General features: G+C 65.4%; 19 protein-coding genes and 1 pseudogene. 7 read left to right on the forward strand and 13 right to left on the reverse strand.

All coding sequences use genetic code 11. The features are described 5' to 3' along the window. Positions 1 to 31 precede the first annotated feature (31 nt). A complete protein-coding gene (locus EGT50_RS16310) occupies positions 32 to 2,173 on the forward strand; it encodes a 3-hydroxyacyl-CoA dehydrogenase NAD-binding domain-containing protein (protein WP_127955706.1) in 2,142 nt (713 codons plus the stop codon). Positions 2,174 to 2,250: 77 nt separating this feature from the next. On the opposite strand, the gene EGT50_RS16315 is transcribed toward EGT50_RS16310, so the two are convergent. The 6 genes from EGT50_RS16315 to EGT50_RS16340 form a co-directional block, all read right to left on the reverse strand. After that, on the reverse strand, positions 2,251 to 3,552 hold the full coding sequence (locus EGT50_RS16315; protein ID WP_127955707.1) for a class I SAM-dependent methyltransferase: 1,302 nt from the start codon (positions 3,550 to 3,552) through the stop codon (positions 2,251 to 2,253). Beyond that, the gene (locus EGT50_RS16320; protein ID WP_127955708.1) at positions 3,549 to 5,105 is read right to left on the reverse strand and encodes an FAD-binding oxidoreductase; all 1,557 of its coding nucleotides are present in this window, start codon (positions 5,103 to 5,105) and stop codon (positions 3,549 to 3,551) included. Before EGT50_RS16320 ends, EGT50_RS16315 begins: the two co-directional genes overlap by 4 nt. 229 nt (positions 5,106 to 5,334) lie before the next feature. After that, the gene (locus EGT50_RS16325; protein WP_127955709.1) at positions 5,335 to 6,753 is read right to left on the reverse strand and encodes an MFS transporter; all 1,419 of its coding nucleotides are present in this window, start codon (positions 6,751 to 6,753) and stop codon (positions 5,335 to 5,337) included. A 10-nt stretch (positions 6,754 to 6,763) separates the two neighbouring features. Continuing rightward, positions 6,764 to 7,204: a MarR family winged helix-turn-helix transcriptional regulator gene (locus tag EGT50_RS16330; RefSeq protein ID WP_127955710.1), complete on the reverse strand. Its 441-nt coding sequence runs from the start codon at positions 7,202 to 7,204 to the stop codon at positions 6,764 to 6,766. Between the two features lie 308 nt (positions 7,205 to 7,512). Next, positions 7,513 to 8,931: an MFS transporter gene (locus EGT50_RS16335; RefSeq protein ID WP_127955711.1), complete on the reverse strand. Its 1,419-nt coding sequence runs from the start codon at positions 8,929 to 8,931 to the stop codon at positions 7,513 to 7,515. 15 nt (positions 8,932 to 8,946) lie between these two features. Next, a complete protein-coding gene (locus tag EGT50_RS16340) occupies positions 8,947 to 9,417 on the reverse strand; it encodes a MarR family winged helix-turn-helix transcriptional regulator (protein ID WP_127955712.1) in 471 nt (156 codons plus the stop codon). Between the two features lie 399 nt (positions 9,418 to 9,816). Between EGT50_RS16340 and EGT50_RS16345 the strand changes: the two genes are divergently transcribed. The 3 genes from EGT50_RS16345 (at position 9,817) to recR (ending at position 11,243) form a co-directional block, all read left to right on the forward strand. After that, positions 9,817 to 10,251 (forward strand): SRPBCC family protein, encoded by a 435-nt coding sequence (locus EGT50_RS16345; protein WP_127955713.1) that lies wholly within the window; start codon positions 9,817 to 9,819, stop codon positions 10,249 to 10,251. 74 nt (positions 10,252 to 10,325) lie between these two features. Further along, positions 10,326 to 10,625: a YbaB/EbfC family nucleoid-associated protein gene (locus EGT50_RS16350; RefSeq protein ID WP_235870785.1), complete on the forward strand. Its 300-nt coding sequence runs from the start codon at positions 10,326 to 10,328 to the stop codon at positions 10,623 to 10,625. 9 nt (positions 10,626 to 10,634) lie between these two features. Continuing rightward, the gene (gene recR, locus EGT50_RS16355; protein WP_127948266.1) at positions 10,635 to 11,243 is read left to right on the forward strand and encodes a recombination mediator RecR; all 609 of its coding nucleotides are present in this window, start codon (positions 10,635 to 10,637) and stop codon (positions 11,241 to 11,243) included. A 6-nt stretch (positions 11,244 to 11,249) separates the two neighbouring features. Here recR and EGT50_RS16360 read toward each other — a convergent pair whose 3' ends face one another. Continuing rightward, entirely contained in the window at positions 11,250 to 12,185 is a 936-nt protein-coding gene (locus tag EGT50_RS16360; protein ID WP_127955715.1) for a LysR family transcriptional regulator, read from the reverse strand. Positions 12,186 to 12,329: 144 nt separating this feature from the next. On the opposite strand from EGT50_RS16360, the gene EGT50_RS16365 reads away from it, so the two are divergent. Next, positions 12,330 to 13,661, forward strand: coding sequence for an NAD(P)/FAD-dependent oxidoreductase (locus EGT50_RS16365; protein WP_127955798.1), 1,332 nt, complete (start codon positions 12,330 to 12,332; stop codon positions 13,659 to 13,661). A 63-nt stretch (positions 13,662 to 13,724) separates the two neighbouring features. Here the strand turns inward: EGT50_RS16365 and EGT50_RS16370 are convergent, their stop codons facing one another. Together EGT50_RS16370 and EGT50_RS16375 are read right to left on the reverse strand one after the other, a co-directional pair. After that, positions 13,725 to 14,669 carry an oxygenase MpaB family protein gene (locus EGT50_RS16370; RefSeq protein ID WP_127955716.1) on the reverse strand — a complete coding sequence of 315 codons (945 nt, stop codon included), beginning with the start codon at positions 14,667 to 14,669 and terminating at the stop codon, positions 13,725 to 13,727. Between the two features lie 4 nt (positions 14,670 to 14,673). Further along, positions 14,674 to 16,191, reverse strand: coding sequence for an aldehyde dehydrogenase family protein (locus EGT50_RS16375; protein WP_127955799.1), 1,518 nt, complete (start codon positions 16,189 to 16,191; stop codon positions 14,674 to 14,676). A 171-nt stretch (positions 16,192 to 16,362) separates the two neighbouring features. Here EGT50_RS16375 and EGT50_RS16380 point away from each other — a divergent pair, with 171 nt between their 5' ends. Further along, the gene (locus EGT50_RS16380) at positions 16,363 to 17,505 is read left to right on the forward strand and encodes an acyl-CoA dehydrogenase family protein (RefSeq protein WP_127955717.1); all 1,143 of its coding nucleotides are present in this window, start codon (positions 16,363 to 16,365) and stop codon (positions 17,503 to 17,505) included. A gap of 127 nt (positions 17,506 to 17,632) precedes the next feature. Beyond that, positions 17,633 to 19,231, forward strand: a complete 1,599-nt coding sequence (fadD5, locus tag EGT50_RS16385) for a fatty-acid--CoA ligase FadD5 (RefSeq protein ID WP_127955718.1) — start codon at positions 17,633 to 17,635, stop codon at positions 19,229 to 19,231. Between the two features lie 765 nt (positions 19,232 to 19,996). Here fadD5 and EGT50_RS16395 read toward each other — a convergent pair. The 4 genes and pseudogenes from EGT50_RS16395 to EGT50_RS16410 all read right to left on the reverse strand — a co-directional run. Next, a pseudogene (locus tag EGT50_RS16395) lies at positions 19,997 to 20,500 on the reverse strand (type 1 glutamine amidotransferase); the annotation flags it as partial. Positions 20,501 to 20,799: 299 nt separating this feature from the next. Continuing rightward, entirely contained in the window at positions 20,800 to 21,513 is a 714-nt protein-coding gene (locus tag EGT50_RS16400) for a type 1 glutamine amidotransferase (protein WP_127955719.1), read from the reverse strand. Beyond that, complete coding sequence (locus EGT50_RS16405) at positions 21,506 to 22,744, reverse strand: Mur ligase family protein (protein WP_127955720.1); 1,239 nt, start codon at positions 22,742 to 22,744, stop codon at positions 21,506 to 21,508. The genes EGT50_RS16400 and EGT50_RS16405 overlap by 8 nt, the downstream gene beginning before the upstream one ends. Before the next feature lie 164 nt (positions 22,745 to 22,908). Further along, a complete protein-coding gene (locus tag EGT50_RS16410; protein ID WP_127955721.1) occupies positions 22,909 to 23,292 on the reverse strand; it encodes an SHOCT domain-containing protein in 384 nt (127 codons plus the stop codon). Positions 23,293 to 23,460 lie beyond the last annotated feature (168 nt).

A 23,460-nucleotide genomic window follows, 5' to 3' on the forward strand; every position in this document is an offset into this window, starting at 1 on the left:
GCTCACCGGACAGACAGGAGAGACGAGAACAGTGAGCGATCAGAACATCATCGCCTGGGAGCAGGACGCCGACGGCATCGTCGTGCTCACGATCGACGACCCGAACCAGGGCGCGAACACCATGAACGAGCGGTACCTCTCGTCGATGCGGGCCACCGTGGACCGCCTCTACGCGGAGAAGGACTCGATCACCGGGGTGGTGCTGACGTCGGGCAAGAAGACGTTCTTCGCCGGCGGCGATCTCAAGAACATGATCGAGGTCGGACCCGAGGACGCCGAACAGATCTACGAACACTCCAACACCATCAAGTCGGACCTGCGTCGGCTCGAGACGCTCGGCAAGCCCGTCGTCACGTGCATCAACGGTGCAGCCCTCGGTGGCGGCCTCGAAATCGCACTCGCGACCCACCGCCGCATCGCGGCCGACGTCAAGGGCGTCAAGATCGGCCTGCCCGAGGTCACCCTCGGCCTGCTTCCCGGCGGCGGCGGCGTTGTGCGCACCGTCCGCATGTTCGGCCTGATGACCGCTTTGACGCAGATGCTGCTGCAGGGTCAGCAGCGCAGGCCGCAGCAGGCCAAGGAGGTCGGGCTGGTCGACGAGCTGGTCTCCTCCGTCGAGGAGCTGGTGCCCGCCGCGAAGGCGTGGATCAAGGCCAACCCCGAGACCGGCTTCCAGCCGTGGGACAAGAAGGGCTACAAGATCCCCGGCGGAACCCCCGCCACCCCGGCTTTCGCCGCGAATCTGCCGGCCTTCCCGGCGAACCTGCGCAAGCAGATCAAGGGTGCCCCGATGGAGGCACCGCGCGCGATCATGGCCGCTGCCGTCGAGGGCAGCCAGGTCGACGTCGACAACGCCCTGCTCATCGAGTCCCGCTACTTCACCAAGCTCGTCACCGGTCGAGTCGCGAAGAACATGATCCAGGCGTTCTTCTTCGACATGCAGGCCATCGGGTCCGGAGCGTCGCGGCCGAAGGACGTTCCCAAGCGGGAGATCAAGAAGGTGGGCGTGCTCGGCGCCGGCATGATGGGTGCGGGTATCGCTTACGTGTGCGCGAAGGCCGGATTGCCCGTGGTCCTCAAGGACGTGACCCTCGAGGCCGCCGAGAAGGGCAAGGGGTACGCCGAGAAGCTCGAGGCCAAGGCGCTCTCGCGCGGCAAGACCACCGAGGAGAAGTCCAAGGCCCTGCTCGACCGGATCACGCCCAGCGCGGACCCGGCCGACTTCGCGGGCGTCGACTTCGTCGTCGAGGCCGTCTTCGAGTCCGCCGATCTGAAGAAGAAGGTCTTCCAGGAGATCGAGGACATCGTCGAGCCGGACGCCCTGCTCGGTTCGAACACCTCGACGTTGCCGATCACCGACCTCGCCACGGGCGTCAAGCGATCCGAGGACTTCATCGGCATCCACTTCTTCTCGCCGGTCGACAAGATGCCGCTGGTCGAGATCATCCGCGGTGAGAAGACCTCGGACGAGAGCCTGGCCCGCGTCTTCGACTTCGTGCAGGCGATCCGCAAGACCCCGATCGTCGTCAACGACTCGCGTGGCTTCTTCACCTCGCGCGTCATCGGCACGTTCGTCAACGAGGCGATCGCCATGGTCGCCGAGGGAATTGAGCCGGCGACCGTCGAGCAGGCGGGCATGCAGGCCGGCTACCCGGCGGCACCGCTGCAGCTGTCGGACGAGCTGAACCTGACGCTGATGCAGAAGATCCGCGCCGAGACGAAGGCTGCAGCGTTGGCCGAGGGCAAGGAGCTTCCGGCGGACCCGGCGGGCGAGGTCATCAACTTCCTCGTCGAGGGCAACGACCGCAAGGGCCGCCTCGGTGGCGCCGGCTTCTACGACTACGAGGACGGCAAGCGTGTCGGCCTGTGGGAGGGGCTACGGGACAACTTCAAGTCCGGCTCGAACAAGGCGCCGATCCAGGACCTGATCGACCGCATGCTCTTCATCGAGGCGATCGAGACGCAGAAGTGCTTCGACGAGGGTGTCATCACGTCCACCGCCGACGCCAACATCGGCTCCATCATGGGCATCGGTTACCCGGCCTGGACCGGTGGTGTCAGCCAGTTCGTCGCGGGCTACCCGGGCGGTAGGGCGGGCTTCATTGCCCGTGCCGAGGAGCTTGCTGCGAAGTACGGTGACCGCTTCACTCCGCCGGCGACGATGAAGGGCTAGCGGAGCACCGAGAAAAGCGGCTCCCGACCGGAACCACCGGTCGGGAGCCGTTCTCTGTCTGGCAGGTGTTTCCTGGATCAGCCCTTCCACCACGGGCGCAACGGGACGTTCGCCTCACCGTTGGGTCCGAGCTTGACCGCGAGGACCTGGTGTAGCTGAACGACGTTGCGTTCGAAGCCGAGTCGCGAACCGGCCATGTACAAACCCCACACTTTCGCGGTGCCCTCACCGACCTCGTCGACGCATGCGTCCCAGTTCTCGACGAGGTTCCGGCACCACCCAGCCAGGGTGAGCGCATAGTGCTCGCGCAGGTTCTCCTCGTGGCGCACCTCGAGGCCTACATCCTGCATCTCGCTGATTATGCGGCCCGATCCGGTGAGTTCAGCGTCGGGGAAGATGTACCGGTCGATGAAGTAGCCGGCTCGGGCGTTGCTGCGGTTGCCGGGGCGCGTGATGCAGTGATTCAGCAGTCGGCCACCTGCTCGCAGTTTGTCCTTCATGAACCCGAAGTACGACGGGTAATTGTGGACGCCGATGTGTTCGGTGAGGCCGATCGACGAGATGGCGTCGAACCCGGTCTCCGGTACGTCGCGGTAGTCGGAGAACCGGACCTCGGCAAGGTCGGACAGCCCCTCCGCGGCGATTGCCTTCCGCGCCCACTCGGCCTGCTCGCGCGAGAGGGTGACGCCGATGGTCTTGACACCGTGGCGGGCGGCGTAGCGGACCATTCCGCCCCAGCCGCAACCGATGTCGAGCAGCCGGTCGCCTTCCTTCAGCCCGAGCTTGTCGAAGACGAGGCGATACTTGTTCTCCTGTGCGTCCTCGAGGCTCATGTCCTCGGACTCGTACGTGGCGCACGTATAGGTCATCGACGGGCCGAGCACATACTCGTAGAAGGTGTTCGAGACGTCGTAGTGGTGGTGAATCACCTCTGCATCACGAGATTTGGAGTGTCGCAAGCCCTCTGCGAACCGGCGCCACCGTGGGCGGTGTTCCTGCGGCGGGGGAGCGATGGGGAGCAGGTTGTCCCAGCCGATGGACCGGGTGATCGCCGCGATCTGCTTCGCCGAGGGGCGACGGAATTGCAGGTCGGCCATCGCTCCCAGGATCTCGTACGGGTCACCCGGATGCACCCCTACGGCCTCGAGGTCGCCCGACACGTAGGCGCGAGCCATGCCGAGGTCGCCGGGGGCGGTGGCCAGGTAAGTCGTACCGCGAGTCGAGTTCAGGCGAAGGCCGTAGGGTGCGTCCTCCGGTCCGGTCGCGCTGCCGTCGTATGCGGTGAACCGCAGCGGAATCTCCCCATCGGAAACGGTTTCGAGTATCTCCGCGAGACTGAGCTTTTGAGCCGCGTCGGAGTTCGTTTTGAGAATCGTCATTTTCGTTGCACCGCCTTCGAATAGAGGTCCAGCAGTCGTGAATCGGGGTCGTATCGTTCCTTGATCTCGGTGTAGTGGTTGCCGCCGTACAGCAGCGCGAACGCGTCCGTGTCGTAGAACGAGTCGGAGTACAGGGACTTGTGGCCGTCGAGTTCGGCGACCTTCTCCTCGATTCGCCGGTTCGCGGCGCCGGCGAGGCCGCCGGGCTCGATGGGCACCGACGACCAGAAGCCGATGTTGACGTAGGTGCGGTGCGGTTCGAGCGGATACAGCGGCCACGGCCGCGGTGCGGCCAGTCCATCCTGCCGCGGTGCGGCCAGTCCATCCTGCCGCGGTGCGGCCAGTCCATCCTGCCGCGGTGCGGCCATTCCATCCTGCCGCGGTGCGGCTTTGCGGCGCGTCCGCGATCGTTTCGAGTCGGTTCCCCCCAGACGGGGATCGCGAAGGCGCAAGGGGCACAGCCACAGCGGCTCGATCGGGATCTCCTCGAGGAACCAGCTCAGGAACTCCGCTGTGCGCTCGAGGGGAACCTCGATGTCCTGTACTACGCGCTCGCGCGGTGGCAATCCCTTCCTGGACTCGAGGCGGTCAGCGATGTCGTACTTTCGGTCCAACGCGACGAGCTTCCAGTAGAAGCTGCTGCGACGGTAGCGTTTCGGCCAGAACCGTCGGATCTTGGGGTTCTGCGTCCCGAAGGCGCGCGAGCACCAGAACCAGTCGGTGTCCCACCGCCACAGATAGTCGTGAATCGTCAGCCGATCCGTCTTGGGATGGTTGATCGATTCGTGCTGGATGGACCGGTAGTAGATGTCCATGTCGGTGTAGTCACTGACCGGTCCGGGTTCGTCGGTCTGCGCCCCCAGAGTCAGGTACGCCTCGTTCGCTGTGAAGACGACGCCATCGAGATAGTCGACAGCGGTGCCGTCCCACATCCGGTCCTCGACGATCCGGTCCACCGCATTCTGCAGCTCACCGAGGTCGGTGAACCGCAGGTGTCGCAGGGCTACGAATCGCTTCACCGGCTCGAGTTCGATCCGGAGACGAGTCGAATAGCCCAAAGTTCCATATGAATTCGGGAATGCTCGGAAGAGATCGGAGTGCTCGCCGTGGGGGGTCGCGGTGACGACGGTCCCGTTGCCGGTGAGGATGTCCATCTCGAGCACGGACTCGTGCGGTAGCCCGTTGCGGAACGAGGTGGACTCGATGCCGAGGCCGGAGACTGCGCCGCCGAGGGTGATGGTCTTCAACTGTGGCACCACCATCGGTGCGAGTCCGTAGGGAAGCGTCGCGGCCACGAGGTCCTCGTACGTGCACATTCCCGCGACATCGGCGGTGCGGGACTCGGGATCGATCGAGATGACCCCGTTCAGTCCGGAGACGTCGAGACCCGGTGTGTTGCTTCGCGTCCGCGCCCTGAATAGGTTGGACGTCTTCTTTGCAAGTCGCACGTTCGCATCCGGCGGGATGGCTCGGTAGCTCGACAGCAGACGCCGCACTCCCGCACGATGCGCGGCGAGCCCGGTTTCGCGGATACCAGTGTAAGAATCGGCCACACCTTGACGCTATCGCTACTCCGACCGGTCGGCCATCGATATCCGTGAGTGATTCCCGCGATTTGCCGGTCAAGCGAGGCCGGCGCCCATCTCGTAGAATGCCGTCGGCCCACAGGTCCTGGTGACAGCCGAGCCGCGGTAGCGAGGAACCGCTATGGGGACTGGACAGAGGCTCCGAGCGGTGGTAGCGGACGCACGCCCGGAGCCACTCTGCTGGCCTCTGCTGAAACTAGCGGGCGTGCGCCCGGCGCCGATCTCCCATGTTCCGCGAGATCAGGACACCTACGAGGAGAACGGTTCCCACTACGGCAATGAACCAGCCGGTGCGGTGCAGGCCGTCGTCGCCGATGACGTGACCGGAGGTGGTCGCCAGCACAACGGCGGCGAAGTTCGCTCCGATGTACTGCACGGTTCGATACATCCCGATTGCGGTGCCCACTTCCTCGAGGGAAGTGACCGAGCTGACCAGATTCTGATTGCCGATGTTGTTGAATCCGTTGGGAATTCCCAGGACCACAGCCACCATGAGAAGCACAAGGATTGGGGCTGTACTACTTTCCACCGAGGCGAGGAGCAGACCGCCCACGAGAAGGGCACCCGTCCCGACGGCGAGTGTTCTACGCGCCCCGTGACGGGCGTACGTTCGTGAGGCGATCAGAGTGGTGAGGGCACCGACCGCCGCCACCGGAAGCATTGTCAGGCCCGCCTGCGTGGCGCTCATCCCGCGGGAGTACTGCAACCATTGCGGAACACCGAAGTAGACGCAGTAGAACGCAGAGTAGGTGAGCAGCGTCCGCGCGAGTGTCGCACTGAGCGCACGGTTTCGGGTGAGTGCCCGGACGTCGATGAACGGCTCTTCTGCTCGCCGTTCCCGCCGTACGAACGCGGCGAGTGCGATCATCCAGAGGGGGATCAGCCACCAGGTGGGGTCGTTGGTGAGCGATAGCAGGAACAGCATCGTCGACGAGATCAGTACGAGAAGCAGCAGCGCCCCCACCACATCGAGCTTGCGCAGCAGCTGACGGTGGCCCACGGGCGTGCCTCGGGCAGGGCCGACTCTCGCGAATCTTGTGACCAAGATGGCGCTGAGCGCGGCGACCGGAAGGTTGATCCACATGATCGAGTGCCATCCGAACGCCCCCACCAGGAGACCACCGAGTGTCGGACCCAGTGACACGGTTGCTTGACTGCACACGGTCAGGGTCGTGATCGCGCTTCGAGGCTGCGCACGATGGCGCTCCGCGTACCCCCGAATCATCGTCATCGCATTGGGGTATTGGGTGGCAGTTCCGATCCCGATGAGCACGCGGGCGAAGATCAGCCAGCCGACGGTCGGCGCCAGGATGCCGACGATCGAGCCGAGTGACACGATGGCGAGTCCCCCGAGGTAGACCCGCCGGGCACCGAGCAGAGTGCCGAGCCTACCCGCCATCGGGGCCGCGACGGCTGTCGCTATGTACAGGCCCGAAATCACCCAAGCGATACCGGACGACGAGCCGAACTGCGCGGCAATGCCGACGATCGCGATGGCGATCATCGACGAGTTCAGGGGTTGCAGAATACTTCCGGCGGCAACCGAACCGCTGACCCGGATCGGAATGCGCCGACTCTGCCGCGCACCAGCGGAATCCTTGACGAGGACACTCACGAGGTCACCCTCACCGCAGTTGCATAGCCGACTCCGGGGTTGCGGCGAGACGTCGCAGTAGTTGGCCGGCGATGAACAGCAGTTCACGTTCGGCGTCGGTGCACTCGGCGTCGAGCGTTGCCGAGAGCCATTCGCTTCGCCGCACCCGGTCGACCTCGAGAGTCCGCGACCCGAGTGCGGTGATCGCGACGATGCTCGCACGAGCATCCTGGGGGTCCACGGTGCGCGAGACCATTCCCGCGTCTTCGAGCACCGAGACTGTCCGGGCGATGGATTGGGGGGCTATCTGTTCCAACCCGGCCAGCGCACGAGCACTCATCGGCCCTTCGCGGTCCAGGTGGGCCAGCGCTTGCAACTGCGTGGGCGTGAGTTGGTGGTGTGCCTTCTGACTCCGGATTCGCCTGGTGAACAGAACGATGTCCTCGCGGAGTCGATTGACCTTCTCGTCCATATCTCAATCTCCCGTCCGAGCCATACAGTTAGGCAGTCTAGCTGTCTTATTTCTGGCCACCAAGGCCGGGGAGCGCGCAATATGACAGAGAGCCGACGGTAATTAATCAGCTTTGCTGTCTAATGTGCCATTAGTCCGATTCTGATCGGACTGGGTGCACGGCTCCATCCCGACTGCACGGCGATACCGTGCCAGCCAGATTCCCAGCCAGACAGTCCGGACAAAAGGAACGCCACCAGTGGAGACTGGCAGAGGCTCCGCCAGTGATACTCCACACACGCCCTGTACAGACTCGGCGTCCGCCGAGACTAGTGGGCGTCTGCCAGCTGCCGATCCCCCATGCTCCGCGAGGCCAGGACACCTGTCAAGAGAACGGTTCCCACTAGGGCAATGAACCAGCCCGTGCGGTGTAGGCCGGCGTCGCCGATGACGTGACCGGAGGTGATCGCCAGCACGGCGGCGGCGAGGTTCGCTCCGATGTACTGCACGGTGCGGTAGGTCCCGATCGCGGTACCCACTTCCTCGACGGACGTGACTGAATTGACCAGAGTCTGGTTGCCGATGTTGTTGAATCCGGTCGGAATTCCCAGCACCACAGCCACTGCCAGAAGCACAAGGATTGGGGCCGTAATGCTTTCGACCGAAGCAAGGAGCAGGCCACCGATGAGAAGTGCACACGTCCCGACTGTGAGCGTGTTGCGCACACCGTGACGATCGCAGAATCGCGATGCGAGGAACGTGGAGCCAAAGCCCACAGCAGCGACGGGAAGCATTGTCAGGCCCGCCTGCGTGGCGGTCATCCCGCGGGAGTACTGCAACCATTGCGGAACACCGAAGTAGACGCAGTAGAACCCCGTGTAGGTGAACAGCACCCGGGCGAGTGTCGCACTGAGCGCACGGTTTCGGGCGAGCGCCCGCACATCGACGAACGGCTCGTCCGCCTGCCTTTCCCACTCGATGAACGCCGCGAGAGCTGCAAGCCATACGGGGATCAACCACCAGAGCGGGGCTGTGGTCACGGACAGGAGAAACAGCATCGTCGATGCGATCAGCACAATCGTCAGCGTCGCCCCCACCACGTCGAGCGAGTGGAGTAGTTGCCGACCACTCACGGGTGTGCCTCTGACGAAACCGGCCCCCACGAATTTCGTGACCGCCAACGCGCTGAATGCGGCGATCGGAAGGTTGATCCACATGATCGCGTGCCATCCGAACGCCCCGACGAGCAGACCACCAAGCGTCGGACCCAGGGCCAACACAGCCTGGCTACAGGCAGCAAGGATGGCGATCGCGCTTCGAGGCTGCACGGAGTATCGCTCCGCACAGTCTCGGATCATCGTCATCGCATTCGGGTACTGCGTGGCAGTTCCGATTCCGATGAGCACGCGGGCGAAGATCAGCCAGCCGACGGTCGGCGCAAGGATGCCGACGATCGAACCGATTGACAGGATGGCGAGTCCCCCGAGATAGACCCGTCGAGCGCCGAGCAGGGCGCCCAGCTTGCCGGCTAGCGGGGCACAGATCGCCGTCGCCAAGTAGAGGCCCGAGATCACCCAAGTGATACCGGGCGACGCGCCGAACTGCGCGGCAATGCCGACGATCGCGACGGCAATCATCGACGAGTTCAGCGCTTGAAGGATGCTCCCGGACGCGACCGAACCGCTGACCCGGAAGGGAACGGATCCACTGGGTTGTGTCGCGCCGGCATCGGCTACCGCTGCGTTCATTGGTTCATCTGTTCGTCAGGTCATCAGTGACTCATCAGTCACCAGTGACTTCCGCTGAGGCACCCGCTCCGGGGTTGCGGCGAGACGTCGCAGTAGTTGGCCGGCGATGAACAGCAGTTCACGTTCGGCGTCGGTGCACTCGGCGTCGAGCGCTGCCGAGAGCCATTCGCTTCGCCGCACCCGGTCGACCTCGAGAGTCCGCGACCCGAGTGCGGTGATCGCGACGATGCTCGCACGAGCATCCTGGGGGTCCACGGTGCGCGAGACCATTCCCGCGTCTTCGAGCACCGAGACTGTCCGGGCGATGGATTGGGGGGCTATCTGTTCCAACCCGGCCAGCGCACGAGCACTCATCGGCCCTTCGCGGTCCAGGTGGGCCAGCGCTTGCAATTTCGTGGGCGTGAGTTGGTGGTGTGCCCTCTGACTTCGGATTCGCCTGGTGAACAGAACGATGTCCTCGCGGAGCCGATCGACTTTCGAGTCCATGTCGCACCTCACCACACACGGGCAGCTTTGATTAGTCAGTGTAGCTGTGTGTTTTTGGCGGCTCAACAGCGCTCAACGGCGGGCGAGTACCGAATGGGCTCCAGGGGCATTCGCAAGTATTACAACGTAATAGCGTCGATCAGGTCGTCATTGAACACCAGAAGTAGTTGGCGGCAATCTATCAGCAACCCTGTCTATTTCGATCGGGTACCCGGTACCGGCATCACCTGGTGGTGTGCGGGTGGGGTCGATTAGCTGTCTCTTTGCGGATGATCATTCGGGGAGGCCCGACCTCCCGCGATCCACGGATTCCGACCATGCTGGATGTGTGTGATCGCGATCATCGCAAGTGGGCGTGCAGGATAGAGGCGTACACCCCGATGCAAGGAGGCTCACCCAGTGGCACAAGTCAGCGCGAGCAGTTCCATCACCACCGCCGCGACTCCGGAGCGGGCGCTTGCTGCTCTATCGGACTACGAGACCGTCCGACCGCGCATCCTGCCGGAGCAGTACCTGGACTACGCGGTCGTCGCGGGGGGACGGGGGGACGGGACGGTGGCGCAGTGGACTCTGCAGGCCACCGAGAAGCGGTCGCGTGACGTCAAGGCGTCGGTGACCGTTTCGGGGAACACCGTTACCGAGCGCGACGCGAACTCGTCCCTGGTCACAACCTGGGAGGTCGCGCCGTCGGGGACCGGTTCAACGATCACGACCACGACGCGGTGGCAGGGCGCCGGTGGTGTCGGCGGCTTCTTCGAGCGCACCTTCGCCCCGATCGGGCTGCGCAAGATTCAACAGGCGACGCTCGCGAACCTGGCTCGTGAACTGGGCTGACGCCGGCGACGGACTAGGCTGACCAAGCGACTTCAGAAAGGACAAGCCAAGTGCAACCAGGTGGACAACCCGACATGCAGCAGCTCCTCGCGCAGGCGGAGCAGATGCAGCAGCAGTTGATGGCCGCGCAGGCGGAGATGGCTCAGGCACAGATAACCGGGCAGGCCGGTGGAGGCCTGGTGACCGCGACCGTAAAGGGCACCGGCGAGATCGTCGGGCTCACGATCGACCCCAAGGTCGTGGACCCGGACGACGTCGAGACCCTGCAGGATCTCGTGATTGGTGCGATTGCGGATGCGTCGAACAAGGCTCAGGAGGCCGCGGCGAGCAAGCTCGGCCCGCTCGCTGGCGGCTTGCCCGGGCTTCCCTTCTAGAGGCGCACGTTGTACGAAGGCCCCGTCCAGGACTTGATCGACGAGCTGGGCAAGCTGCCCGGTATCGGGCCCAAGAGTGCCCAGCGCATCGCCTTCCACCTGCTCTCGGTCGAGCCCCCGGAGATCGATCGATTCCAGGCGGCGCTGCAGAAGGTGCGCGACGGCGTCCAGTTCTGCGTCGTGTGCGGCACCGTCTCCGAGGAGGAGAAGTGCCGCATCTGCTCGGACCCGCGCAGGGACCGCACAGTCGTGTGCGTCGTCGAGGAGCCCAAGGACGTGCAGGCGATCGAGCGCACCCGTGAGTTCAAGGGGCGCTATCACGTGCTCGGAGGTGCGCTCGATCCGCTCAGTGGTGTCGGCCCGGACCAGCTACGGATCCGGGAACTGTTGACACGCATCGGAAATCAGGAAGACGGCGTCGACGTCACCGAGGTCATCATCGCAACCGACCCCAACACGGAGGGAGAGGCGACCGCGACGTATCTGGTGCGGATGCTGCGAGACTTCCCGGGGCTGACGGTGTCGCGGTTGGCGTCGGGACTGCCGATGGGCGGTGACCTCGAGTTCGCCGACGAACTCACCCTCGGCCGTGCACTGTCGGGGAGGCGCACCCTGTAGCTGCGGCTACCGATCGTCCGGTGTGCCCCTGATCTGCAGCGGCGCTCCCGGGGGCACACCGCTTTCCGAGCTAACCGTCTGCCGCAAGGACTCGACGAGGCTCGCAATGCCTGGCGTCTGGGCAGCCCCGGTGCGGACGATGGCGTTGACGGGCACTCGCAGTCGGTTGTTCCTTTCGCGCATCACGCACAGCCCGGTCCGTGGGACCTCGGCGACGGTACTGGCGTAGAGGACCGTCCACGCGCGCGGATTCGTGATGACATCGAGGATCGCGGTGTGGTCGCGCGCAATGGGCGGGCCCAGCTGGACGCGCCGGCCTGCGTCGACGAACGCATTCTCCACGACCTTGTGGATGAGGACCTGGTTGTGCCGGGGCGGCAGGAGCAGGGGATACGGCGCCAGTTCGCTGAGTTCGACCGTCGAGAACGCCGACACCGGGTGCTGATTGGACGTCGCGATCATCAGGTCCTCGACACCGAGTTCGAGAGTCTCGAGGTCAGGCCGGTCCACCTCGCCGCGGATCAGTGCGATGTCGGCGTCGCCCGACGAGACAGCCTCGACCCGGTCGGTGAAGTCCTTGATCACGAACTCGATGTCCAGGTGGGGGTGCCTCTCGCGGACTTGAGCGATAGCGGCGAGGTTCTGCGGCGCGAAGCTCATGCTGGCGGTGATCCGGATGCGGTTACGGGGCTCCTTCGCGACCGCGAACGCCTTGACTTCGAGGCTCAGCACCTCCTGCGCGATCGGGACAAGACGAGATCCGGCCGGAGTGAGCTTGACGGCACGGGTGGAGCGGTCGAACAGCGAGGTGCCGAGTTCCTGCTCCAGCTTGCTGACCTGGTGGCTGATCGCGGACTGCGAGATGAAGGAGCGCTTCGCGGCGTTGCTGAAACTCAGCTCCTCGCTGACGGCGAGGAAGTAGCGCAGCTGCCGGAAGTCCACGGGACGCCATCCTACTTATGAGCGATCGAGATAACTGTTCTTCGAATGTCCAAGCTGGCTGGCGGAAGGTTTGTTAGCGCTCCTACGGTGTCCCTAGAACATCTCAACGAGGAGGTAGCCGTGGGCCAGGTGGGCGCAGCAACTGTGGACCGGACCGAGGTCGTCATCGTCGGGTCCGGATTCGGTGCTCTCGCCGCGGCGAAGAAGCTGGCCAAGGCCGGCAAGCCGTTCGTTCTCATCTCCGAGACCACCGAGCACCTCTTCCAGCCCCTGCTGTATCAGGTGGCGACGGGTGTCATCGCCGCCGGCGAGATCGCTCCGTCGGTGCGTGCAATCCTCGCGAAGTATCCGCATGCGGATGTTCGGCTGGGTCGCGTCGTCGACGTGAACCCGGAAGAGAAGGAACTCGTCTACGAGGCCGCCGGCCAGCGTCACACGCTCGGCTACAACTCGGTCGTCGCCGCCACCGGCGCGCGGCAGTCGTACTTCGGCCGCGATGAGTTCGCCAAGGTCACATTCGCGCTCAAGACCGTCGACGACGCCGAGCGCCTACGTGACCAGATCGTGCGCTGCTTCGAGGAGGCGCACACCACCAGCGACCTCGAGCGGCGGAAGAACCTTCTCAGCTTCATCGTCATCGGCGCCGGCGCGACCGGCGTCGAGCTCGCCGGCCAGATCAAGGAACTCGCCGCACGCTACTTCGAGCAGTCGATCCGTGGCATCACCGCCGCCGACGTCACGGTCACGCTGGTCGAGGGTGCGGGTGTCGCAATGCCCGCGTACGGAGGCAAGCTCAGCGAGTACACCAAGGCATCGCTCGAGAAGTCGGGCGTCGAAGTCGTCCTCAACACCCTCGTCACCGACATCGACGAAGACGGCGCGACGCTCGTGGCGCACGGTAGCGAGGCCGGCGAGCGTCGCACCGCGAACACCATCATCTGGTCGGCGGGCGTGCAGGCCAACGACTTCGCCGCCGTGCTGGCCGAGCGCACTGGTTGCGAGACCGACCGCGCCGGACGCCTCCTCGTCAACCGCGACCTCACCGTCGGTGGCCGCGCCGACATATTCGCGGTCGGCGACATGACGTCGCTGGACAATCTTCCGGGCCAGTCGCCCGTCGCGATGCAGGGTGGCCGCCACGTTGCCGACACGATTCTCGGAAAGACCCTGCGCGGCACGCCGTTCAAGTTCCGCGACAAGGGCTCGATGGCGATCATCAACCGTTTCCGCGCCGTCACCAAGGTGAAGAACATCGAACTCACCGGGACGTTCGCGTGGGTGCTGTGGCTCGCGGTCCACATGGTGTACCTGGTGGGCTTCCGCAACCGCTACGTCGCAGTGATGTCGTGGTTCGGCTCGTTCCTCGGCAACCGGCGTCCGCACTTCTACTACGCGCAGGAGGTCGGTCCGATCGTGACGCCCGATGCCCGGATCCCCGAGACCAAACCAGCCGAACCGGCGACCGCGGCCGCGTAGCCGACGAACAGCCACAGTGATCCCAGGCTTCCTTCGAAGCTTGGGATCACTTGAATACTCGGATCACTGCACCCCGAGGTCTCGGGGGCGGTAGCCGACGGGGTATCCGGGGTAGGTTCGGTTCCCCGGGTCGCCGGCACCGGCGGACACCCGCCGCTTGGGAAGCATGCGCACGACCGCCGATCGGGCCCGAAGTCCGGTTTCGGCGGCGGCCCGCACCCGGGGCGAGCCCTTGGGGAACCCGAACGCCGCGGACATCCGATCGTCGATCAGTGCATACACCGCGGCCGCTACGGGGCGTTCGAGCAATCTCGGGTACCACGATTGGAACAGGCGCAGGGTGTAGGTGCCGATGCGATGGTTGTCGTCGCTGTAGACGAAGTGATCCCGTTCGTAGTCCATCTTGAAACGCCGGAAACCTTGGTACGAATCGGGAATGTCCTTGATGCCCATCCGGATTCCGACCTGACAGTAGAAGTGGTACGACGCGAGCCGTTCGTGGGGGTGCAAGCGGCGCCAGCCGTATCTGTCGATCCAGTCGATCGGGTCGTACGCGAAGGTCGACAGCACGTAGCGCATGTCGTCGTTCGAGATCGCGTACCGGCCGTGCATGCGGTTGATATTGCGCAACGACTCGCGTCCTCGGTCGGAGTCGTAGCCGTGCTCGACTAGTTCACCCATCAACAGCGCGGTGTCGTCGTACCGCTTCTGGGGGCGGTACTCGAATTCGCCGGTGCGGGCGAGCAGTGCCGATATCGAGGGCACACAGTACGTACGGAACAGGGCGAACTCGAGCGATCGCTGGTAGTCCCAGGGGAACTCGTAGCCAGCGGTGATGCGGAGGATGTCCTGGTGCCGGATCTGCGGGTCCAGCCCGTCGATCACCCTCACCCATCCGAACCGTCCGGGGCCGGCGTGCGGATTGCGGTCCGGGGTAGGGAAGGTTCGAAAGGTGCTGCCTCGGCGGGAATCGGATCGCGAATCGGGACGCGAGTGTGTCGGTTGCACAGGCTTACCGCCCGTGCCGGGCCTTGAGCATCCACGCGGATATCTTCATGTCGCGGGCGGATCGCTCGAGGGTGAGCAGGTTCAGTGGGGCCGGGAACCTCTGGACGGTGACGGCCTTGGGGCGGCTGAACTCGCGGAGACCGTCGGCGCCGTGGATCCGGCCGAAACCGGACTCGCCGATGCCACCGAACGGCAGCGACGGAACGCCGACGAAGCCCAGCACCGAGTTGACCGACACCATGCCTGCGCGCAGGCGCTCCGCGATCTCGCGGCCGCGGGACCGGTTGCCGGTGAACACCGACGAACCCAGGCCGTACGCGCTCGAGTTGGCCCGTTCGACACCCTCCTCCAGGTCACGCACCCGGTTGACTACGACCGTCGGACCGAACGTCTCGTCCCGCACCGCCGGCGACTCCTCCGGCACGTCGGTGAGAATGACGGGGTCGACGAATCGCTCATGGACGGAGTCGATTCCGCCGACGACCGCGCGGGCACCCTTGTCGAGCGCGTCCGCGATGTGGCTGCGGACGACGTCGACTTGGCGGGGGAGGGTCATCGGCCCGTACGAGTCCGCGTCGGACCCGCCCGGGCGCACCCGCTCGACCGCGGCGGTGAACTTGTCGAGGAACTGCCGGTACACCGGTTCGGCGACGTAGATGCGTTCGACGCCGGTGCACGTTTGGCCGGCGTTGCCGAATGCGCCGAAGGCGGCGGACTCTACGGCCTTGTCGAGGTCGGCGTCCTCGGCGACGAGCATCGCGTCCTTGCCGCCGCACTCGGCGACGATCGGGGTGAGGGATTCTGCGCAGACCGCCATGACCTTGCGGGCGGTGGGGCTCGATCCGGTGAAGGCGATCTTGTCGACACCGGCCCGGCACAGGGCGGTGCCGGTCTCTCCGAAACCGGTGACGACCTGCAGCACCGGTTGGCCGGGCGCGAGCGAATTCCATTTGGTTTCGAGCCACTTTCCGACGCCCGGCGTCAGTTCACTGGGCTTGAAGACGATGGCGTTGCCCGCCGCGAGGGCGTAGGAGATCGACCCCATCGGCGTATACACCGGGTAGTTCCACGGGCCGATGACGCCGACCACGCCGAGGGGTTGGTACCCGACGCTGGCGGACTGGTTCACGCTGACCAGGCCAGGGGACACGCGACGCGGCTTGAGGATCTTCTTGGCGTTGCGAGCGGCCCAGTCGAGGTGCTCGACGGTGAGCATCACCTCGAGCATGGCATCGTCGTACGGCTTGCCGGTCTCGATGGAGACGGCGCGGGCTAGGTCATCGGCGTCCGACGCGATCGCTTTCTTGAACTCGAGCAACCAGTCGCGACGGCCGCGGAAACCCTGTGCCCTCCACCATCGCGCCGCGCCGCGCGCCCGCTCGACCGCGGCGGCGACGTCACTCGCGGTGTTCACGGGGTATTCGGCGAGCACCGTCCCGGTCCGCGGATCGAGGCTCGCGAACGTCGACGGGGTGGCGTCCGGGGATGAGCCCGGGCTCGTGTCGCGTAGTTCGCGGGTCATGTCGAACTCCCTCACTTCCGGGGACAGTAGCGAGAAGACTTGCTGTGACTTACTGTGATAACGCTCACATTATTAGGGCCACCGGGTGCGGACAAGCCGATACGCGCCTCGGCTCGCCCTCTGGATCCCGGGAACCAACTCACTCGACTCTTCGCAGGCAGGATTGCATCGATGACTATCGATTTCACCCCCGAGCAGCAGGATTTCGCACGGGCCGTCGCCGCATTCTGCCGCAAAGAATGCGGAACCCGTGAGCAACGCGACGCCCTCACCGGCCACGGCAAGCACGGCCATAACCAGGCGCTGTACCTGAAGATGGCCGAGCTCGGCTGGCTCGGGATCACCGTCCCCGAGGAATACGGCGGCTCGGGTGGCACAGCGGTCGATATGTGCATCCTGCTCGAGCAGGCCACCCGCGGCATGGCGCCGATCGGTGGACTCGGAACGACGCTCATCACCGGCGCGGCGTACGAGAAGTTCGGCACCGAGGCACAGAAGCGGACCGTGCTCGGCGGCATCGTCCGTGGCGCGTCGGAGTCCATCTCGATGTCGGAGCCCGAGGCCGGCTCCGACGTCGGCAACCTCAGCTGCCGGGCCGAGAAGGTCTCCGACGGCTGGCTGATCAATGGCCAGAAGACGTGGTGCTCCAACGCCCACTTCGCCGAGAACATCCTGCTGGTGGCTCGGTCCGACCGCACCGGCGCAAAGCACGAGGGCCTGACGATGTTTCACCTGCCGACGGGCACGCCAGGGCTGAAGATCAGCGCTATCGAAACGATGGGCGGCAAGGAGGTCAACGACCTCTACCTCACCGACGTCCGCCTGCCCGACGACGCCGTGGTCGGCGAGGTGGGCAACGGCTGGACCCAGCTGATGACCGGACTGAACATCGAACGGCTCATCCTCGGTGCGATGATGCTCGGCACCGCGCAGCGGGCGTTCGACGACGCACTCGAATTCATCACGCAGCGAAAGCAGTTCGGACGTCCGGTCGGTACCTTCCAGGTGCTGCGGCACCGGGTCGCGGACCTCGCCACCGAGATCGAGTGCACTCGACTGCTCGTGTACAGCACGGCCAGGCTGATCGACGCGAACCCGTCGAAGCTGTTCCCGCGGGAGGCGTCGATGGTCAAGCTCAAGGCGACCGAGACTGCGAAGAAGGTGGCGCTCGAGGGCATGCAGATGATGGGCGGCTACGGGTACGCCACTGAGTTCGACATGGAGGGACACGTCCGAAGAACACTGGTCTCGTCGATCTACGGCGGTACCAACGAGATTCAGCGCGACATCATCGGTAAGACGTTCGGGCTCTAGGGTCGCCACGGCTCATTGATCAGATCCGGACCCGAAACCGCGCAAAAAGTGTAACCTGCCTCACATCGATCCGCGGGTTCGGTGAGTTCGGGAGGACCCGCGCACCCGCGTGAGAGAGGAACCCTCGATGGTCACTTCCGCCGCCGTCCCTGCCAGTCTGCTCGAGGCTCAGCGGTCCCGTCGCAACAGTTGGAACAGCCAGATCGCGCGCCACGCGCAGATGATCCCGGACCGGATCGCCCTGCGGTTCCAAGGTGCGTCCGTCACGTGGTCCACGCTGCACACCAGGGTCGAGAGGTTCGCGGACGCGCTCTCGCGTCGCGGCGTCGGTTTCGGTGACCGTGTCCTGATCCTCATGCTCAACCGTCCCGAGTATCTCGAGGTGATCCTCGCGACCAACGCTCTCGGTGCGATCGCCGTCCCGGTGAACTTCCGGATGACGGTCCCCGAGGTTGCATTCCTGGTGCGCGACAGCGGCGCTCGGGCGGTGGTGGCGGACACGACGCTGGCGCCGCTCGCCGCCGGGGTGCGGTCGGAGGTCGGCGGGCCCGACCTGTCGATCGTCGTAGGCGGCACGACCGACGGCGATGCCCTCGGCTACGAAGACCTCGTCGCCGAGCAGGGAGCAACGCGCCCCGAGATCGACGTGCCCGACGACACACCCGCGCTGATCATGTACACGTCCGGCACGACGGGACGCCCGAAGGGGGCTGTGCTGACGCACAGCAACATGGCGGCGCAGGCGCTCACCTGCATCCGAGCCTTCCAGTTGAACCGCCTGGACGACATCGGCTTGTGCGCGTCGCCGATGTTCCACATCGCCGCGCTGGGAGCGATGGCACCGAGCCTCATGCTCGGGCTCACGACGGTGATCTTCCCGGTCGGGGCGTTCGATCCGAACACGCTGCTCGACGCGCTCGAGGAGGAGCAGGTGACCACGGTGTTCTTGGTACCGGTCCAGTGGCAGGCGGTGTGTGCGGCGCAGCAGGCACAGCCGCGAAAGCTGAAGCTACGCGTAATCTCCTGGGGTGCGGCGCCGGCATCGGACACCGTGCTCCGGGCCATGGCCGAGACCTTCCCGGACGCGTCGAACGTCGCAGTGTTCGGGCAGACCGAGATGTCTCCGGTCACCTGTGTGCTCGACGGGGAGGACGCTCTTCGCAAGCTCGGTTCGGTAGGACGTGTGCTTCCGACTTTGTTGGCCCGTGTCGTCGACGACGACATGAACGACGTCGCACCGGGCGAGGTAGGAGAGATCGTCTACAGGGGTCCCACGACGATGCTCGAGTACTGGCTGAACCCTGAGGCCACAGCGGAGGCGTTCCACGGCGGGTGGTTCCACTCGGGCGACCTGGTGCGCGTGGACGACGAAGGGTTCGTCTATGTGGTCGATCGCAAGAAGGACATGATCATCTCGGGTGGCGAGAACATCTACTGCGCCGAGGTCGAGAACGTACTCTTCTCCCACCCGAAGATTCTCGAGGCCGCGGTGATCGGCCGCCCGGATCCCAGGTGGGGGGAGGTCCCGGTCGCGGTGGTCGCGCTGCGGCCCGATGCCGGTGGTGACCTTCCTCTCGAGGAGTTGCAACCGCTGCTCGACGACACGCTCGCACGGTACAAGCACCCCAAGGCCGTGATTCGCGTGGATTCCCTGCCGCGCAATGCGAGTGGCAAGGTTCTCAAGGGAGAGCTGCGAGGGGGCGCCAGCGCTGTCGTGCAGGGTTGACCGCACCCCGCAGGGCGTGGGCATCGAGTGCTCGAGCGCCCCGGTAAGTGAGCTCGAGTAACGACTGGGGCATGTCTGGCATGAACCGGTCACAACTCGGAAAATTCGGCTTCGAGACGTTGCGGGGGCCGCGCGCGGGCGTACTATCAATGGTGCGGATCAAGTGAGTAGTCGGTAACGGTGAAAAGCTTGTGATGCAGAGATGCGGCCGGTAATGCGAAAGCAATACCGGCCACACCCCTGTCTGGGGCAGTTTCAAGACGTGCCCGGTCAACGCACCCGCAGCCGCTCGCGGCGCAGCAGATTCACCTCCGCCAGATCCAGCGGCGGCAGTTCTGCGACACCGAACTCTGCGTCACACCCTCGAGGCCGTCACACCCTCGAGGCCGTCACACCCTCGAGGCCGTCGCCGACGCCGTGCGTCACCCGCCCGACCGGCCTGGCGCCGGGGCCGAGAGTCGTACCGCCCCCGCTCGGGCGCTCCGGTGGATGGGCTCTGGTAGGGGCTGGGGCATGCCCGGCATGAACTGGTCACGAATCGGAGAATTCGCGTCCGAAAATATTGCGGGGGCCGCCCGCGCGCGTATTATCAATGATGCGGATCGAGAAAGCAGTCGCTAACGGTGAAAAACTCGTGAAGCAAGGATGCGGAGCAAGTGAGTAGACCAGTCGGGTGAAAGCTTGTGAAGTAGAGATGCGGCCGGTAATGCAAAAGCATTCCCGGCCATATCCCTGTTTGGGGCGCTTTCTAAAACGCGTGCCCGGTCAGCGCACCCGCAGCCGCTCGCGGCGCAGCAGGTCCACCTCGGGCAGATCCAGCGGTGGCAGTTCTGCGACACCGAGCGCTCGCTTCAACAGCAGGTCGGCGAGCTCCGGGTTCCGGGCCAGGACGGGACCGTGCATGTAGGTACCGATCACCGAACCCTGCGTCACACCCTCGAGGCCGTCGCCCACACCGTTGCCGACACCGTGCGTCACACGCCCGACCGGTCTGGCGCCGGGGCCGAGAGTCGTACCGCCCCGGTGGTTTTCGAACCCGGACAGGGGTGCGGTGAGGCCGTCGAGCAGGGGTGTGGTGATGACCTCGCCGATCGATCGCGTTTCCTGCGGGGACGTGGTGGCGTCGAGCATCGACACCCCGTCGACGCGCTCACCGTTCGACGTCTCGTACCAGTGCCCGAGTACCTGGATCGCCGCGCAGATTGCCAGCACCGGCGCACCCCGCTCGGCTGCTCTCTGGAGTCCCGGGTAGGTCTTCAGGTGCCGGGTGACCGGCTCGGGCGCCCCGGTGGATGGGCTCTGGTAGGGGCTGGGGCATGCCTGGCATGAACTGGTCACGAATCGGAGAATTCGCGTCCGAAAATATTGCGGGGGCCGCCCGCGCGCGTATTATCAATGGTGCGGATCGAGAAAGCAGTCGCTAACGGTGAAAAACTCGTGAAGCAAGGATGCGGAGCAAGTGAGTAGACCAGTCGGGTGAAAGCTTGTGAAGTAGAGATGCGGCCGGTAATGCAAAAGCATTCCCGGCCATATCCCTGTTTGGGGCGCTTTCTAAAACGCGTGCCCGGTCAGCGCACCCGCAGCCGCTCGCGGCGCAGCAGGTCCACCTCGGGCAGATCCAGCGGTGGCAGTTCTGCGACACCGAGCGCTCGCTTCAACAGCAGGTCGGCGAGCTCCGGGTTCCGGGCCAGGACGGGACCGTGCATGTAGGTACCGATCACCGAACCCTGCGTCACACCCTCGAGGCCGTCGCCCACACCGTTGCCGACACCGTGCGTCACACGCCCGACCGGTCTGGCGCCGGGGCCGAGAGTCGTACCGCCCCGGTGGTTTTCGAACCCGGACAGGGGTGCGGTGAGGCCGTCGAGCAGGGGCGTGGTGATGACCTCGCCGATCGAACGCGTTTCCTGCGGGGACGTGGTGGCATCGAGCATCGACACCCCGTCGACGCGCTCACCGGTCGACGTTTCGTACCAATGCCCGAGTACCTGGATCGCCGCGCAGATCGCCAGCACCGGCGCACCGCGCTCGGCCGCTCTCTGGAGGCCCGGGTAGGTCTTCAGGTGCCGGGTGGCCAACCGCTGAGCGGAGTCCTCCGCCCCACCGAGCGCGTACAGATCCAGCGCCTCGGGAACCGGGTCGCTCAGGGTGATGTCGACGATCTCGGCGTCGTAGCCGCGCATGCGCAGACGCTGACGCAGTACGAGTGCGTTGCCCCCGTCGCCGTAGGTGCCCATGACATCGGGCAGGACGAGGCCGATGCGGACCGTCGACTCAGACATCGCGCTTGTTCTCCTTGGCGATTGAGGTGTTGAGGTCACGGAAGGCCGTGTAGTTGGCCAGCACCTCGACGCGTCCGGGTGGGCACGACGCGATCGCGCGCATCGGATCGTGGTCGAGGGTGTGCTCGACACCCGCGTACGTCAACCTGACGGCGAGGTCGGTGCCCCGTTCACCCGCGGCGACCACCTTGACGCCCTCGAAGTGCTCGAAGCGCACGTCCCACAACCACGACAGGTCCTCGCCGTCGGGCACCTGGCCGTTGACGGCGATCACGAGGCCGTCGACGCTGTGGTCGATCATCGACAGGGCCTCCTGCCAGCCAGCCGGGTTCTTCGCGAGCAGAAGGTGCACCGCGTGCGGTCCCACCTGGACGGTGCTGTAGCGGCCGGCGACCTCGTCGACGGCCGATGCAGCGGCGACGGCGTCCTCCGCGTTCGCACCCATAGCGACGGCCGCAGCGACGGCCTGCGCCGCGTTGCCGCGGTTGGCCTTGCCCGGCAGCGTCAGCTTCATCGGGATCACGAGCCCGCCCGGGCCGTGCAGATTGTCGTCGTCGAGCCGCCAGTCGGGCGTGGGACGCGCGAAGTCCGACCCGGTGCTGCGCCAGTTCGGCCCGTCCCACACGATCGGTTCTCCGGTACGCGGGCAGCTCACGGAGTCACTCGCCCAACCGCCGCCGGCGGCGACCCACACCACGTTCTTGCAGTCGTACGCGACGGAGGTCACCAGCACGTCGTCGCAGTTCGCGACCACGATCGCGTCCGGGTGCCGCTCGAGTCCGGCGCGTAGCTTGCGCTCGATCATGTTGATCTCGCCGACCCGGTCCAGCTGGTCGCGGCTCAGGTTCAGCAGCACGACGGTCTCGGGGTCCACGGCGTCACACACGTGAGGGACGTGCAGTTCGTCGACCTCGAGCGCGGCGAGAGGCGCGTCGACGCGGGCGGTGAGCGCGGCAACGATGCCCGCGTCCATGTTGGCGCCGTCGGTTTGCGTAGCCACCTCGCCGAGGGTCGCGAGTGCCGCCGCGGTCATTCGGTTCGTGGTGGATTTGCCGTTGGTACCGGTTACCACCACGGTCCGGCGACCACGACCGAGCTGCTGCAAGAGCGTCGGATCGATCTTCAGCGCGATCAGGCCGCCGATCATCGAGCCCTTGCCGCGTCCTGCCTTCTGCGAGGCCCACGCTGCCGCGGCGGCCGCACGCAACGCGAGTCGGCCCCGAAGTGTCATCCGGGGGGTCGTCCGAGTGCTTGTTCCCACGTGATGAGTTTTCCACAGGCCGGTGTGTGACGCCCTGCCGCGTTGCGGCGGTCACGTCCGGAAAACGACGGTGCCGCGTTCCCGTCGGGAACGCGGCACCGTGAGGACCCCGGCAGTGCCGCGGGCGGTGCGGCTCAGTCGCCCAGTGCCTTGGCCTTGAGTGCCGCGAACTCCTCCTGCGTGATGGTGCCCGCGTCGAGCAGTGCCTTGGCATCGGCGATCTGCTCCGCACCGGACTTTCCACCAGCGACCTGGCGGATGTAGGCGTCCTGCGCGTCCTGCACCTCCCGGGCCGCGCGGACCGAGCGCTTGGTCATGTCGTCGCCCTTGACGATCAGGTAGATCAGCGCAGTGATGAACGGGAGGATGATCAGGAAGACCACCCAGATCGCCTTCACCCAGCCCGAGGTCTTGTGGTCCCGGAACAGGTCGGTGATGATCGAGAACAACAGGATCAGGTACGCGATGAACGCGAAGCTGACGAGTATGACCCAGAGAAAATCCCAGAAAGAGTCCATTGGTGGCTCCATTCACGTGTTTCCGTAGCGGGTTCACCTGACTTTGGCACAATCGTGGCCCAATTTGGTCATTCTGGGCCGCTGAAATCCAAGTCGCAACGAACATTCCGTGAACGGGCCATGATTGACGGGAACGACCAGCGTGGACAACCTTGCGATAGGGGACTT

The sequence above is a fragment of the Rhodococcus xishaensis genome, from assembly GCF_004011825.1.
GTDB classification, from domain to species: domain Bacteria; phylum Actinomycetota; class Actinomycetes; order Mycobacteriales; family Mycobacteriaceae; genus Prescottella; species Prescottella xishaensis.